The sequence below is a fragment of the Actinomycetes bacterium genome (assembly GCA_024222295.1).
GTDB lineage: Bacteria > Actinomycetota > Acidimicrobiia > Acidimicrobiales > Microtrichaceae > JAAEPF01.
Genome location: JAAEPF010000051.1, coordinates 1 through 14,260 on the forward strand (window position 1 = coordinate 1; position 14,260 = coordinate 14,260).

Sequence of the window (14,260 nt, forward strand, 5' to 3'; positions counted from 1 at the left end):
GAAGGCCGTCCGGGCCCGGACCCCACGTCCCGGGGGCTGGCGCCGCCGGTGCACAGAACCTGCTGGCGTCGGGCCCGTGGCCGTCGCGCGTGTGGAGCCCTCCGGCCACGCCCGAGGGCTCGGCGACCACTGCGAACGTGTTGAGCACCTCGTCGTCGATGGCGCCGCCCATCTCGGCCCAGCGGCCTTCCTTGGACATGGCGTGCAGTTCGTCGCCGAGTTCACCCCAGCCGTGCAGGTCGAGCACCCCGCGGTAGGCGGGTGTGGAGCCGTAGAAGGCGATCTGGCCGGCGGTCATCTCGCGGGACTGGGCCATCTCGGCTTCATTCTTGCCGGTGATGACGAACGCCGGTCCTGACACTTCGATGTCGTCGAGGCTCCGGCCGGCCTTCTTCGCTCCCCGTTCGAGGGCCGGAATCGTGACCTCGCGCAGCCAGCGTTCCGTGGTGAAGGCGTGGCAGAGGAACCCGTCGCAGGTCTCGCCTGCGACCTCGGTCATCAGCTCGCCCACGCCGGCCAGGTAGATCTTCGGCACGCCATGGGGGTTGGGGCCGGGATCGAACATCGGGGTCATCAGCGTGTGGTTGTAGAACTCGCCGTCGAAGTCGAGCTTCGTGCCTTCCTGCCAGCAGTCCCAGATGGCGCGGGTGGCCTGGACGAACTCGCGCATGCGTGCCGCGGGCCGCGACCAGGGCATCGAGAAACGGCGGGTGATGTGGGGCTTGATCTGGGAGCCGAGTCCGAGGATGAATCGGCCCTCGGAGAACTTCTGCAGGTCGTAGCCGATGTTGGCCACGAGCATCGGGTTGCGGGCGAAGGCCACGGCGATTCCGGTGCCCAGCTCGAGTGTGCTGGTCGTCTCGGCGGCCCGCATCAGGGGCATGAAGGGATCGTGGTTGATCTCGGCTGACCACACGCCGCCGAAGCCGGCCTCTTCGAGTTTCTTCGCCGCGAGCGGGGCGAGCGACAGGTCGGGCCCGAGTGGGGCGTCTACGAGCATGGTCAGTCCTCCTCGGGGCGCTGTTGCAGGAACTCCTGCAGTTCAGCAGCCAGTTCATCGCCGCTCGGCATCTCGCCGAGGCCGATGGGCGTGGGTGGTTCGTCGTCGGGAGACGTCGTGTCGAACACTTCTTCGAGCTGGCGCACCATTTCCTGGTGCTCCTGGTTCTCGGCCACGAGCGCATCGAGGCGGTCGCGGGTGCCGGCGGCGTCGCCTGCGAGCTCGCCGACGTCGATGTCGAGTCCGGCCACGTCACGGAGGCCGTCGACGAGGGCGAGGCTGGCCGCCGGGTACTGCATCGATGAGATGTAGTGCGGAACCTGTGCCCACAGCCCGAGCGTGGGGATGCCGACCGAGTTGGCCTCCACGTCGATGACCGCGTGGATTCCCCCCGGAACCGCGAGGGAGCCGCGTACATAGCCGCGCAGCTCGTCGGAGAGGTCGGGCGACGACGTGGTGACAGCGAGGTTGACGCCCCGGGTGTGGGGCACCGGGGCCGGGTATGCGCCGAGGTAGACGATCCGGGCCACCTCGAAGTCCTCCGCCAGCTCGATGACGGCGCGCGTGAAGGCCTGCCATTCGAAGTCGGGCTCGGCGCCCTGCAGCAGCAACAGGTCGTTGCCGCTCGAATCGACCCCGGCGTGCACCTCGGTGGCGGGCCATTCGAGGTTGGTGATCAGGCCGTTGACGATCTGCATCACCGGTCGGCGGGCGCGGTGGTCGATGATCCGGTCCGCGTCGAAGGAGGCGACCGCACTTGCGTCGGTGGAGCTGGCGACGGTGGAGATGGCCCCTGCGGCCGACATGCCGGCGTCGATCCAGCCTTCGAGAGCGACGACCATCACCGGCTCCGACAGGGACGGATGCTCGTGGACTTCGAGGAGTTCCTTCACCGGACCTCCGCGCACGCCTGCTCGGTCTGGGTGGCAAGCGCATCGAGCATGTGGCGGAATCCGTCGATCTGTTCGGGTGGCACGTCTCCCATTGCACCACCCGCGTAGCGCGCGTACACACCGGCGATGATGCAGGTGAGTTTCCAGAAGCCGAATGCGATGTAGAAGTCGAGCGAGGAGACGTCACGACCCGAGGCCGCCGCGTAGCGGGCGATCAGTTCGGCCTTGGTGGGGAACCCCTCGAGCGAGGTGGGCGAGGCCTGCGGGAGCACGGCGTCCCCACCGGGGTCGGTCCAGTAGACCCAGAGGAGGCCCACGTCGGCCATCGGATCCCCGAGGGTGCAGATCTCCCAGTCGAGTACTGCATTGACCTCGCCGCTGGTGCCGAGCATGCAGTTGTCGAGCCGGTAGTCGCCGTGCACGATCGCGGCGCCCTGTTGGGCCGGGATGCTGGATGACAGCAGGTCGTGCGCTGCGTGCACCGACGGCAGGTCGAGCCCACCGGTCACCTGGCCGTCGGACTTCTCGAACTGGCCGTACCAGCGCTTGAGCTGGCGGGCGATGTAGTCCTGCTTGCGGCCGAGGTCGCCGAGGCCCACCGCGTCGACGTCGACGGTGTGGATTGCGGCCATGACGTCGACGAGAGACTCACCCGCCCGTCGGCGCTGGTCGGGATCGAGGCCCTCGGCATCGGACTGGTTGCGCACCACGGTGCCGTCGACGAAGTCCATCACGTAGAAGGGGGCGCCGTTGACCGCCTCGTCGGTGCAGAGCCCGATGGTTGCGGGAACCGGCACGTCGGTGCCGGCCAGAGCCGAGATGATCTTGTGCTCGCGGCCCATGTCGTGGGCGGAGGCGAGGACCTGGCCGAGCGGTGGGCGCCTCAGCACCCAGCGGCCGGAGATGGAGTCGGTGACCTCGAAGGTGAGGTTGGAGTGCCCACCCGCGATGAGCCGGAAGTCCAGCGGCGGTGAGCAGGCCGGAACGTTGTCAGCGAACCATGCCGTCACTTGCTCGGTGTTCACGCCTTCGGGGCTGGCGTTGTCGCCGGCCATCCTCGCCTCCTCGCGTTGGTCGGTCCGGCCACGCTAGTCCCCGCGGATCGGACCGGCTTCCGGCCCGCCGTAGGATGGTCAGATGGCCGATGTAACCGACGCAACCTTCCAGACCGCTGTGATCGAACGCTCCGCGACGGTCCCGGTTGTCGTCGACCTCTGGGCGGAATGGTGTGGTCCCTGCAAGACCCTGGGGCCGATCATCGAGAAGGTGATCGGGGAGACCGCGGGTCGTGTCGAGCTCGCCAAGGTCGACGTCGATTCCAACCCCCAGATCGCCCAGGCGTTCCAGGCACAGTCGATCCCGGCTGTGCATGCACTGGTCGATGGCAAGGTGGTCGACAGCTTCATCGGCGCCCAGCCCGAGTCCGAGGTCCGGGCGTTCGTCAACAAGCTGACCTCGAGCCCCGAGGAGCAGGAGGTCGCCAGGCTGGTTGCACTCGGCGATGAGGCATCCCTGCGCTCGGCGCTGGAGATCGACAACGACAACGAGGACGCGATCGTGGGGTTGGCGGAGATCCTGGTCGGACGTGGCGACACCGACGACGCGACGGCGCTGCTCTCACGGATTCCCGAGACGGCCGCTGTGCGCCGTGTGGCAGCGCTGGCGCGAACTGGTGGAGCCCCCGAGGGTGGCGACGCCGAGGTGGAGCGCCAACTTGGTGAGCTGCTGGGCAAGGTGAAGGCCGACGATGAAGCACGCAAGAGCTTCGTCGACCTGCTCGAGGTCCTCTCCGACGACGGCCTGCGCGCCTTGTGGCGCAAGCGGCTGTCCGGCGAACTGTTCTGAACAGCAGACGCTGACCTGGTGTCAACGGGCCGCGCGACCCGGTGACCTGAGCCATACGTGTCCGTAGGTTGCGGCGTGTGGCGGCAGAGGAACTGAACGAACCGCAGGCCGAGGACACAGCCGCAGGCGACGATCCGGCTCACTCGCCGCTGGATGAGTTGCTGCGCCGAGGAGCCGGCAGCTCGGCCACGCCCTTGGCAGGCTCTCTGTTGGGCCGGGTGTCAGAGATGCTGCCCGGGTCCATGAATGCGCGGGCGGTCGTGGCGGTACTGGTCGCCGGCGTGCTCGTCGGCTGGGGTGGGTGGCACTGGTTGGCGCGGCCGGCCCTGATCGAGGACCGGATACCCCTCGCTGAGGGAGCCGCACCGCTGGACGCCGGATCGGGCAGCGACGGACCGGTGAACCCCGGCCCGGGCAGTGCGGCGAAAGAGGATCCTGTCCCCACGGAGCCGACCGAGCAGATCGTCGTGCACGTGGCGGGCGCGGTTGCGCTGCCGGGGCTCACCGAACTGCCGGTCGGTGCCCGGGTGGGCGACGCCATGGACGCAGCAGGTGGGAGCCTCCCCGGCGCGGATCCGGGTCGCCTCAACCTCGCTGCCAGGCTCAACGACGGCGCCCGCCTGTACGTGCCCGCGGCCGGAGAGGAGGTCGGTGCCCCGCTGGTCGAGGGCGGGCTCGGAGTCACCCCCGGTGACTCGAGCCAGTCCTTGGTCGACGTGAACTCGGCCGATGCAGCCGCCCTGGAGGAGTTGCCCGGGATCGGACCGGCCACCGCGGCCGCGATCATCAGCCACCGCGAGCGCCAAGGGCCGTTCGGCTCGGTCGACTCCCTGCTCGAAGTGCGCGGTATCGGCGAGGCGAAGCTGGAAGCGCTGGAGGGCCTCGTCTCGGTGCGCTGAGATGGAGGTCTGCACGCCCGCCATGCGTGAGGCGCTGCATGCGATGGCCGGCCAAGCCGGCGTCGTGGTCACTGCCGTGTCCGCCGCAGCTGCGGCACTGTTCGGGGCCGCCGTGCCAGCGTGGCTTCCGCCGACTCTCATAGCGTGTGCCCTGGTGGTCGCGGCAGCCCGCAGGTCTGGCCCGCGGTGGCTGGTCGGCGGGGCGCTCGCCGTCGCAATGGTGGCGCTGGTAGCGCTGCGGGCCGACCAGGACCTTGCGGGCCTGGACCTACCGCTGCCTGAGCGGGTCGACGGCACGGCTCAACTGGCGGCAGATCCGGAGTCGGGACGGTTCGGCACGAGGGTGGAGGTCACCGTCGACGGCCGCCGGTACATGGCCGACTTCGACCGTGACACCGAGGGTGTCGTGCGGGCACTGCGGATGGGGAACCGGGTGGCGCTGTCGGGCGCCGTGTCGGATCTCGATCGGGCGCCGCGGGGCTGGGTGCTGTCGCGCCACCTCGCCGGCCGCATCCGGGTGAGCGAGGCGGAGCGCGTGTCGGGTACGAGGATCTGGTTCCGCGCCGCCAACGGTGTGCACGAGCTGTTGTGGAGAGGGTCGGGCTCCATGTCCGAGCAGCACCGTGCCCTCTATGTGGGTCTGGTGGTGGGAGACGACCGACGCCAGGACGAGCTCACGCAGTTCCGGTTCCGCGCGTCGGGGCTCACGCACCTCCTCGCGGTATCGGGCCAGAACCTCGTGTTCGTGTTGGTTGCACTGTCGCCCCTCACCTCTCGGGTCACGTTCCGCTGGCGGTGGGCGCTGGGTGCGTTGGCCATCGTCGGGTTCGTGCTCGTGACCCGGGCCGAGCCCTCTGTACTGCGTGCGGCAGCGATGGCGTTGCTCGGCCTCACGGCTGCCGCCACAGGTCGCACGGTGCCCGGAGTTCGCACGTTGTGCCTCGCCGCCACGGGCCTGCTCGTGGCGGACCCGATGCTCGTGCACTCGGTCGGGTTCCGGCTCTCGCTCGCGGCAACCGCGGGTCTGGTGCTGTGTGCCCAACGGATCTGGCGGCTGGTGCCGGGCCCGGAGTGGCTGGCCCGCCCGCTCGGGGTGACCCTCGCCGCCCAGGCCGGCGCAGTGCCGGTGATGGCTGCCACGTTCGGTCCGACCTCGGTGCTGGCCGTGCCGGCGAACCTGCTTGCGGAGCCGGCCGCAGGGCTCGTGATGACGCTTGGCATGACCTCGGGACTGCTCGCCGGAGTGGTCCGTGAAGAGCTGGCATGGGTGCTCCAGCTGCCTGTGCGCGTGGCGGTGTGGTGGGTCAACACCGTGGCCGCGGGCATCGCGGAGCTGTCGGCTCCGCCACTGCCGATCGCCGGATGGGTCGCGATCGGGGCAGGTCTGGCTGCAGCGACCGCGCTCTGGCGCCATCGGGGTCATTCGGCCGCTGGCCGCTGCGTGCTCGTGGCCGCACTGCCGATCTTGCTGTTGGTGCGTCCGCCGCTGCCGCTGACCGGTGGGTCGTTGGAGCTCGACGGGGGAGCGACGCTGCGGTCGTGCAACGAGAGCTGGGTGTTGGAGGTGGGAGGTGGGCCCGGTCCACAGGATGCGGTTTCCATCCAGGAAGGCCTCTGGCGGCAGGGCCTGACACGCGTGGCCCTGGTCTCCGCAGCGGAGTCAACGCCCGCATTGGTGGACCTGGCTGGTCGGTTGGGTGCTGTGCTGGTGGTTGGCGAGAGCCGGCCCCTCGCGAGGGGATCCCCACCGATCTGTGCGTGAGGGACTCCAGTCTGCGGTGTCATGCGCCCGGTGTAGATTGGCGCCGTGATGGTCGTCGGGGCGCAGGATCTGCTCGTGGCTCCGGTATTCGTGCCGGGCGCCGACCCGGCCCACCATCCTCCTGGGGCGGTTGCGTTGTTCCCCTCGGCCGAGCTGCTGGAGTCACCTGAGGACGCCCTGGCGACCAAGGGCTCCGTCTGGATCTCGGGCGTGGACACGGACGAACTCGCCGAGGCTGCCCGTCTGGCAACCGAAGCGGGGGTCGAACCGTCGACTCTGGTGCTCGAGTGCCCATCGACGACGGTCCCGGCACTGGTCGCGGCGGGCCACACCGTCGCCGTGTGCCCGGATGACGAGGGGATGGAGCCAGGCGGATCCCTGGAGGCGACGGTGGTTGCCGCCCTCGCGGCCGGCGCCGTTTTCGTGCGGACTTCGCACACCGATGCGGCGCGCCGGGCTATGGACGTGACCGCTGCCCTGGCTACCGAGGCAGCACTTAGGTGACCATCACGCTGCTCAAGGGGTCAGACGCCGTGCTGTTGGAGCAGGCGGCGGGCGAAGCAGTGGCCGCTGAGCTCGGTGACGCCGACCGCAACGAGGTGCTCGATGAGTTCCGCGGCGACGACTACGACCTGTCGGCCGTCGCGTTGGCGGCCACCACGGTGTCGATGTTCGGTGGCCGGGTGGTGGTTGCACGCAACCTGGGGCGGTTCCCCGCGGCCGAGTCGAAGCTGCTGATCGACCTGGTGGACGACGTGACCGACGACGTGAGCCTGGTGCTCGTGTGGGACAAGCCCATCACATCGGGAGCGCGGTCCAACCCGGTTCCCAAGAAGCTCGCCGACGCCGTCAAGGGCCGTGGCGGTGACGTGGTCGACACGACACCACCCTCGGGCAAGCGTCGCTCCGGTTGGTTCGACGAGCAGTTCGACGGTGCCGACGTACAACTCGATCGTCAGGCCCGTGCCCTTGTGGAGGACACCCTCGGCGAAGACGTCGGTCGCCTTCCCGCCCTGCTGGAACTGGTCGCAGCCGCCAACCCGGGAGAGGACCGGGTCGGAGTGGAGCAGGTGCAGCCGCTGCTGGGTGAGAGCGGGGGCGTGCCGCCGTGGGACCTCACCGACGCGATCGACAAGGGGCGTACCGCGCAGGCCGTCGAGTTGGTGCGCCGCATGATGGCCGGTGGCCAGCGCCACCCGCTTCAGGTGATGGTCACGCTGCAGAACCACTTCGAGCGGATGCTGCGCCTCGATGGCGCCGCAGTACACGACGAGAAGGCGGCAGCAGCCCTGCTCGGAATGAAGGGGTCCACTTTCCCGGCCAAGAAGGCGCTCGACCAGAGCTCCAGAATGGGCTCGGCCAAGCTGGCGAGGGCAACGACGCTGCTGCACCGGGCCGACGTGGAGTTGCGGGGCGCAACGGGAGCACCACCCGAGATGGTGTTGGAGCTGCTGGTGGCGCGGCTCTCCGCGCTGTCAGGCGGTGGCCGGCGCTGAACCGGCCGCAGTACTCGCCCGCCCGGGCGGCAGGTCAGCTGGCTGCGTGGAGCTTGTGCATCAGCCGCGACTTGGCGCGTGCGGCCGTGTTGCGGTGCAGGACGCGCTTCTGTGCAGCAACGTCGATGCGCTTGATTGCAGATGCGACCACTTCCTGGGCGTTGTCGGCACCCTCTTCGATTGCGGTCTCGGCAGCCTTGATGCGCGTGCGCACCTCGCTGCGAACGGCGCGGTTGCGCTCCTTCGCACGATCGTTCTGACGGTTCCGCTTGATCTGGCTCTTGATGTTGGCCATCGGGTGCAATTTCCTCGTTGGAGTGTGCCCAGTGGGGGTTTGGACGAACGACAGAGGATAGCGAAGGGGCGTGCCGGCCACCAGATCGGCGATGTCGCCACCGGCAGTGTGCTGCGCCAGACTGGAAAGCCCCGCCGCACGGAACCGACCAGTGACCGACCTCTCGTACATCCGCAACCTCTCGATCATCGCCCACATTGACCATGGCAAGTCGACGCTCGCGGACCGGCTGCTCGAGATCACCGGCGCCGTGCAGGCCCGCGACATGCGCAACCAGTTCCTTGACTCGATGGATATCGAGCGCGAACGCGGCATCACCATCAAGCTCCAGTCAGTGCGCCTCGACTGGAAGGACCACGTAATAAACCTGATCGACACGCCGGGCCACGTGGACTTCGGATACGAGGTATCGCGCAGCCTGGCGGCCTGCGAAGGCGTGATCCTGGTCGTCGATGCGAGCCAGGGCATCGAGGCCCAGACGCTGGCCAACTGCTACCTGGCGCTGGAAAGCGACCTGGAGATCGTGGCGGTGCTCAACAAGCTCGACCTGCCGGCCGCGGAGCCCGACAAGTACGCAGCAGAGATCGAGTCGGTGCTCGGCATCCCCGCGGATGACATCCTGCGGATCTCCGCCAAGACCGGTGAAGGTGTCGACGCCGTGCTCGACGCAGTCATCGACCGCATTCCGCCGCCCGAGGGTGACCCTGATGCCGAGACACAGGGCCTGATCTTCGACTCGCACTTCGACCAGTACCGGGGCGTGGTGAGTTCGATCCGGGTGGTCAACGGGCATCTGCGCACGGGCTCGAAGCTGCGGTTCATGCAGGCGGGCGCCACCCATGAGGCGATCGAGATCGGTGTGCGCACACCCGACAACACGCCGGTCGACACGCTGGGCCCCGGCGAGGTCGGCTACCTGATCGCCGGCATCAAGGACGTTGGCGAGGCCCGCTCGGGTGAGACGGTGACCGACGCGGCAGAACCTGCCGAGGAGCCGCTGGAGGGCTACCGCGAACCGAAGCCCATGGTGTTCTGTGGCCTGTACCCGGTGGAGGGCGACGACTTCGAGGACCTGCGCGAGTCGCTGCTGAAGATGCGGCTCAACGACAGCTCGTTCACCTACGAGCCGGAGACCTCGGGTGCGCTCGGCTTCGGGTTCCGGTGTGGCTTCCTCGGGCTGTTGCACATGGAGATCATCCGCGAGCGTCTCGAGCGCGAGTTCGGGCTCTCGTTGATCGCCACCGCTCCGTCCGTTGAGTACGAGGTGACCACGACGAACGGCGAGGAACACCTGGTCGACAACCCGGCCGACCTGCCCGACCCGGGATCGATCGAAGAGGTCCGCGAGCCGATGCTGACTTGTTCGATCATCGCTCCGAGCGAATACGTCGGAACGCTGATGGAGTTGTGCCAGGGCCGTCGCGGCGAGATGACACGCATGGAGTACCTGTCACCCGAGCGGGTTGACCTCCACTACAAACTGCCGCTCGCTGAGGTGGTGATCGACTTCTTTGACCAGATGAAGAGCCGCACGCAGGGTTACGCCAGCCTCGACTACGAGCCGACGGGATACGACCCGGCGGACCTCGTGAAGGTGGAGATCCTGCTGCATGGCGATCCGGTCGATGCGTTCTGCACGATCGTTCACCGCGAGAACTCAGATGAGTACGGCAAGAAGATGACCGAGAAGCTGCGCGAGATCATCCCACGCCAGCAGTTCGACGTGCCGATCCAGGCGGCCATCGGCAGCCGGATCATCGCCCGCCAGACCGTGCGCGCATTTCGCAAGGACGTCACCGCCAAGCTCTATGGCGGCGACGTGACCCGCAAGCGCAAGCTGCTGGAGAAGCAGAAGGCGGGCAAGAAGCGGATGAAGAACGTGGGCGCGGTGGAGATCCCCTCTGATGCCTTCATCCGTGCGCTGCGCCTGGATGACTGACCTGGCTCGGCGGGCCGGCTGAGGTGGATGCCAACACTCTCACGGGCTGCCTCATCGCAGCGGCTGGCACTCGCGTAGACTGAGTGCCAACGTCCTTCGGCGGCTGAGCCGCCCCGACCCGGAGCACCCGATGGCACTCGATGACCGGAAGTCCGCGATCCTGCGGGCAGTCGTGATGGAGTACGTCGAGACCGCGCAACCGGTCGGATCCAACACGATCTCCAAGCGCAGCGATGTGTCCGTGTCCCCGGCGACGGTGCGAAGCGAACTGGCGAACCTCGAGACCGAGGGCTACCTGGAACAACCCCACACGAGCGCGGGCCGGGTACCCACCGAGAAGGGCTACCGGTTCTACGTCGACGACATGTCGCCCGAACTCGCGATGAGCCCGGCCGGCGTGGCTCGCGTTTCGGAGTTCTTCGCCGCCGCCCATGGCGAGCTGGAACAGATGCTGCGCGAGACGAGCCGCCTGCTCTCCTCCCTCACCGGCACAGCCGCCGTGGTCACCGAACAGGGCGGAGAAGCGGCGACTGTCCGCTCCGTGCAACTGGTCGACCTGGCCCCCACCATGCTGCTCGTGGTAGCGGTCACATCCGCAGGTGCGGTGGTGAAGCGGACCTTCGAGATACCCGCACCGGGAGTCGACGCAGGCGGGCTGGCCGACGCACAGAAGGCGCTGGCGGATGAGTTGGTGGGCGGGCCGCTGGCGGAGGTGGCCGGCCACGCGTTCGACTCGTCGCTGCCCGGCGCCGAGCTTGCGATCCTCGCGGCGGCCGCCATCGGCGAGGCCGCCGAGGCCGAGGGCGCGCACGTCTATGTGGATGGCGCAAGCCGGATAGCAAATGTGTTCGACACCCGTGAGACCGTGGAGGGCGTGCTGACGGTGCTCGAGAAGCAGTTCGTGGTGATCGGACTCCTGCAGGAGATCGTCGACGGAGGCCTGACCGTGGCGATCGGCTCCGAAACCGGTGTCGAACCGCTGGCCGAATGCTCGCTGGTCGTGGCGCCATATGAGTCCGACACGGGCCCCGCGGGAGCTATCGCCGTGCTCGGGCCCACCCGGATGGACTACGCCGAGACCGTCTCTGCCGTGTCGCAGGTCAGCCGCCGCCTCAGCCGTTTGTTGAGCGAGGGCTGATGGCTGCCAAGATGCCAAGCCCGCACAGAGTCGTGTGTGTGCCAGGAAGGGACTGTTCGCGTGGCTGATTTCTACGAGATCCTCGAGGTGTCCCAGGACGCCTCGGCCGAGGAGATCAAGAGGTCCTACCGTCGCCTTGCGCGCGAGTCTCACCCAGACGCCAACCCGGGCGATGCCGACGCCGAGCATCGATTCAAGGAGCTCGCCGCCGCGTACGAGGTGCTCTCGGACCCCGAGAAGCGCGAGCGCTATGACCGATTCGGTGACGCCGAGGGCTTCGACTTCGGTGACCCGTTCGGCCAGGGCGAAGGCCTCGGCGACCTGTTCGATGCGTTCTTCGGCGCCGGCAGTCCCTTCACCGGTGGTGGTCGCCAGCGCGACCGCGCAAGCTCCAACCGCGGTCCCGACCTGGAGGTGACGGCCAACCTCGGGTTCACCGAGGCCCTCTTCGGAACCGCCACCGATGTGAGCGTTCGCACTGCGGTGCTCTGCGAGGACTGCGACTCCACAGGCGCGGCACCCGGCACGACCCCTGACACCTGCAGCGAGTGCAGCGGCACCGGAGAGGTGCGCGCGGTGCGCAACACGGTGCTCGGCCAGATCGTGTCCGCCAGCCCCTGTAGGCGCTGTGGTGGCTCCGGCCAGGTGATCCCCGAGCCGTGCTCGACCTGCAAGGGCGAGGGGCGCATAGTCACCGACAAGACTTTCACCGTCGACGTGCCTGCCGGAGTCGACGACGGCTCCACACTGAGGCTCACCGGCCGTGGCGCTGTTGGCGCCCGTGGCGGGGCGTCAGGCGACCTCTACGTGCGCCTTCGGGTCGAGCGCGACGAACACTTCGAGCGCCAGGGCGACGACCTCGTGTTCCGCCTCACGTTGCCGATCACCCAGGCGGCTCTCGGTGCGGCTATCACGATCGATACGCCCGACGGGCCCGAGCACATGGAGATCCCGGCCGGCACGCAGACCGGTCGGCTGTTCCGTGCGAGGGGCAAGGGTGTGCCCCGACTCAACGGGCGCGGCCGGGGCGACCTGGTGGTCGTGGCCGAGGTGGAGATCCCGGCCAAGCTCGACGAGGAATCCGAGAGGCTGCTGCGCGAGCTGGCGGAGCACCGCGGCGACGATGTCGCACCACCGTCCGACGGCCTGATGTCGCGGATCAAGTCCGCGTTCTCCTGAGAGACGTGGGCGCCGACGGTTCACCCGCGGCACACTCGCATTCGTGGCGGCAGTCCGCTGCGCAGGTCTTCGTGGAGGACCTGCACGCCCCGGAGTTGGATGACGATGACGCGCACCACCTCGGGCGTGTGCTGCGCCTCGCCGACGGCGACGAGATCTGCGCAGCCGACGGCGCCGGCGGCTGGAGAATGTGCCGGCTGGTCGGCGGTGCCCTCGAGCCGATGTCAGATGCGTATGCGGAGGCGAGGCTCGATCCACAGCTAACGGTCGGCTTCGCCCCTCCGAAGCGCGATCGTCCGGAGTGGGCCGTGCAGAAGCTGACGGAACTCGGAGTCGACCGGATCGTGCTGCTGCGCACCCAGCGCTCGGTTGTCAAGTGGTCGGGGGACCGGGCCGCGAAGCAGGTGGCGAAGCTGGGGCGTACCGCACTCGAGGCGTGCCGTCAGTCGCGGCGGCTCTGGTTGCCAGAAGTGGTTACTGCGGACTTCACGCAGGTCGCAGGTGTGCTCGCGGACGCCGGTGGCCGGGCGCTGACAGTTGCTGACACGACCGTCCTGGTCGGCCCGGAGGGTGGTTGGACTGACGGCGAGCGTGAGGGGCGGGATCTGATCGGGCTGTCGGACAACGTGCTGCGCACCGAAACCGCGGCGGTCGCAACAGCGGCCCGACTGACCGCTCTCAGGCTTGGTCTGTGACTGACAGTTCTGTCATGATTCCCACCCTGAGTGTTTGACGCCGCTCAGCGGCTCCGTCCAAACTGGGATAGAGCCACGCAGAGTGGTGGGGTTGGAAAGGCGTGGAGATGGCAGACGACTCGCTGGACGAAGAGATCCAGGACGGTTACGGCAAGGCAGTTGGAGAGCGGTTGCGGCGTATTCGCCGCCAGAAGCACCTGTCCCTGCAGGAGGTCGAAGCGTCCTCCGACCAGGAATTCAAGGCATCCGTGTTGGGCGCCTACGAACGCGGTGAGCGAGCCATCTCGGTGCCGAGGCTCCAGAGGCTGGCGATCTTCTACAAGGTGCCCGTCGACCAGCTGCTGCCCACCCTGGAACAGGAAGCGGAGACCGCAGCAGAGCTCGACCGACTCGGTGCGAAGATCGATCTCACCCGCCTCGAGCACCTCAACGGCAACGAGTCCGAGATGCTCGCCCGGTATCTGCGCATGATCCAGGTGCAGCGCCAGGACTTCAACGGCCGTGTGCTGACCATCCGACGTGACGACATGCGGGCGATCGCCTGCATTCTCGGAGTCGGATACGACGCTGCTGACCGCAGGCTGACCGAGCTCGGCCTGCGCATGGGCTGATCGCCCGGACAACGAATCCCGGCGGCCCATAGGGTCGAACAGCGGTCGAGTCGAACAGCGGTCGAGCTGCGGGCGATTTCAGCGGCAGGGGTATTTACCCATGTCTAAAGTCACTGAAAGTGGTAGAAACTCCACCCATGGCTACCACTGGGTTGCGCTTCCGCCGAACGTCGAGCCCCAACCGACCCGCTAGTCAGGATCACGGCAACATGGCACCGCTCGGGCTAGTGTCGGCCTCGTGAGCTCGGCGGACATCAATTGGTTGAACACGGCAAAGGCGGCAGAGAGGCTCGGGGTCACCCCGCGCACGCTCTACAGATTCATCGATGATGGACAGCTGCCCGCGTACCGATTCGGGCGGGTCATCCGCCTCAAGGAGACCGAGGTCGATGAATTCATCGAGCGATGCCGGATCGCACCGGGAACGCTCGACATCACCACGCCCGCCGAACCAGCCGCAGACCTGCGCGAAGGCGCGAATACGCCTACAGCTGACCGCTGACCCACC

15 protein-coding genes are annotated in these 14,260 nt (G+C 68.1%); 11 read left to right on the top strand and 4 right to left on the bottom strand.

The window, feature by feature from the left end; all coding sequences use genetic code 11:
- From GY812_14425 to GY812_14435, 3 genes are all read right to left on the bottom strand, one after another.
- A partial coding sequence (locus GY812_14425) for an LLM class F420-dependent oxidoreductase (protein MCP4436679.1) occupies positions 1 to 1,000 on the bottom strand: 1,000 nt, incomplete at its 3' end.
- Between the two features lie 2 nt (positions 1,001 to 1,002).
- Entirely contained in the window at positions 1,003 to 1,893 is an 891-nt protein-coding gene (locus GY812_14430; GenBank protein ID MCP4436680.1) for a PAC2 family protein, read from the bottom strand.
- Positions 1,890 to 2,948 carry a phosphotransferase family protein gene (locus tag GY812_14435; protein ID MCP4436681.1) on the bottom strand — a complete coding sequence of 353 codons (1,059 nt, stop codon included), beginning with the start codon at positions 2,946 to 2,948 and terminating at the stop codon, positions 1,890 to 1,892. The genes GY812_14430 and GY812_14435 overlap by 4 nt, the downstream gene beginning before the upstream one ends.
- Positions 2,949 to 3,030: 82 nt before the next feature.
- On the opposite strand from GY812_14435, the gene GY812_14440 reads away from it, so the two are divergent.
- The 5 genes from GY812_14440 (at position 3,031) to holA (ending at position 7,895) form a co-directional block, all read left to right on the top strand.
- Complete coding sequence (locus tag GY812_14440; protein MCP4436682.1) at positions 3,031 to 3,738, top strand: tetratricopeptide repeat protein; 708 nt, start codon at positions 3,031 to 3,033, stop codon at positions 3,736 to 3,738.
- Between the two features lie 77 nt (positions 3,739 to 3,815).
- Positions 3,816 to 4,637 (top strand): ComEA family DNA-binding protein, encoded by an 822-nt coding sequence (locus GY812_14445; protein MCP4436683.1) that lies wholly within the window; start codon positions 3,816 to 3,818, stop codon positions 4,635 to 4,637.
- A gap of 1 nt (position 4,638) precedes the next feature.
- A complete protein-coding gene (locus tag GY812_14450) occupies positions 4,639 to 6,399 on the top strand; it encodes a ComEC/Rec2 family competence protein (GenBank protein MCP4436684.1) in 1,761 nt (586 codons plus the stop codon).
- A gap of 45 nt (positions 6,400 to 6,444) precedes the next feature.
- Positions 6,445 to 6,903, top strand: coding sequence for a hypothetical protein (locus GY812_14455; GenBank protein ID MCP4436685.1), 459 nt, complete (start codon positions 6,445 to 6,447; stop codon positions 6,901 to 6,903).
- Entirely contained in the window at positions 6,900 to 7,895 is a 996-nt protein-coding gene (gene holA / locus GY812_14460; GenBank protein ID MCP4436686.1) for a DNA polymerase III subunit delta, read from the top strand. Before GY812_14455 ends, holA begins: the two co-directional genes overlap by 4 nt.
- Before the next feature lie 34 nt (positions 7,896 to 7,929).
- On the opposite strand, the gene rpsT is transcribed toward holA, so the two are convergent.
- On the bottom strand, positions 7,930 to 8,190 hold the full coding sequence (gene rpsT / locus GY812_14465) for a 30S ribosomal protein S20 (GenBank protein MCP4436687.1): 261 nt from the start codon (positions 8,188 to 8,190) through the stop codon (positions 7,930 to 7,932).
- A gap of 91 nt (positions 8,191 to 8,281) precedes the next feature.
- On the opposite strand from rpsT, the gene lepA reads away from it, so the two are divergent.
- The 6 genes from lepA (at position 8,282) to GY812_14495 (ending at position 14,254) form a co-directional block, all read left to right on the top strand.
- Positions 8,282 to 10,129 carry an elongation factor 4 gene (gene lepA, locus GY812_14470; protein ID MCP4436688.1) on the top strand — a complete coding sequence of 616 codons (1,848 nt, stop codon included), beginning with the start codon at positions 8,282 to 8,284 and terminating at the stop codon, positions 10,127 to 10,129.
- Between the two features lie 130 nt (positions 10,130 to 10,259).
- Positions 10,260 to 11,267, top strand: coding sequence for a heat-inducible transcription repressor HrcA (gene hrcA / locus GY812_14475; GenBank protein ID MCP4436689.1), 1,008 nt, complete (start codon positions 10,260 to 10,262; stop codon positions 11,265 to 11,267).
- 60 nt (positions 11,268 to 11,327) lie between these two features.
- Positions 11,328 to 12,446 carry a molecular chaperone DnaJ gene (gene dnaJ / locus GY812_14480; GenBank protein MCP4436690.1) on the top strand — a complete coding sequence of 373 codons (1,119 nt, stop codon included), beginning with the start codon at positions 11,328 to 11,330 and terminating at the stop codon, positions 12,444 to 12,446.
- 5 nt (positions 12,447 to 12,451) lie between these two features.
- Entirely contained in the window at positions 12,452 to 13,141 is a 690-nt protein-coding gene (locus tag GY812_14485; GenBank protein ID MCP4436691.1) for a 16S rRNA (uracil(1498)-N(3))-methyltransferase, read from the top strand.
- 107 nt (positions 13,142 to 13,248) lie between these two features.
- On the top strand, positions 13,249 to 13,752 hold the full coding sequence (locus GY812_14490; GenBank protein ID MCP4436692.1) for a transcriptional regulator: 504 nt from the start codon (positions 13,249 to 13,251) through the stop codon (positions 13,750 to 13,752).
- Between the two features lie 253 nt (positions 13,753 to 14,005).
- Positions 14,006 to 14,254, top strand: a complete 249-nt coding sequence (locus tag GY812_14495) for a helix-turn-helix domain-containing protein (GenBank protein MCP4436693.1) — start codon at positions 14,006 to 14,008, stop codon at positions 14,252 to 14,254.
- The last annotated feature ends 6 nt before the right edge of the window (positions 14,255 to 14,260 follow it).